Origin of the sequence: Bacillus sp. SIMBA_008 (genome assembly GCF_046535495.1) — a bacterium.
GTDB lineage: Bacteria > Bacillota > Bacilli > Bacillales > Bacillaceae > Bacillus > Bacillus subtilis.
In genome coordinates this window covers 1-271 of record NZ_JAWRWL010000475.1, presented here as the reverse complement: position 1 = coordinate 271, position 271 = coordinate 1, and the positions used below count along the sequence as shown (strand labels likewise).

The window sequence follows — 271 nt, the reverse complement described above, 5'->3', positions numbered from 1 at the left end:
ATATAAGTGGCAGATATTTTTTCAACAGTTCAGGAAAAGGTTGCAGGTAAAGGAGTAAAGATCGTTTTTCCTGAGGGAATGGACGAACGCACTCTAACAGCCGTTCAAAAACTAGCAGATGGCAAAGTCTTGCAGCCAATTGTTGTAGGTAAAACACAAGAAGTTGAAGCAAAAGCAAAAGAATTAGGTCTTACACTTGATGGTGTTGACGTGTATGATCCTCATACATATGAAGGTTTTGAAGAGCTTGTACAAGCTTTCGTAGAAAGAC

The 271-nt window shown here is 39.1% G+C and carries 1 protein-coding gene; it reads left to right on the top strand.

All coding sequences use genetic code 11. The annotated features are described in order from the left end of the window. Positions 1–6: 6 nt before the first annotated feature. A partial coding sequence (locus SB658_RS24085; protein ID WP_410602869.1) for a phosphate acyltransferase occupies positions 7–271 on the top strand: 265 nt, incomplete at its 3' end.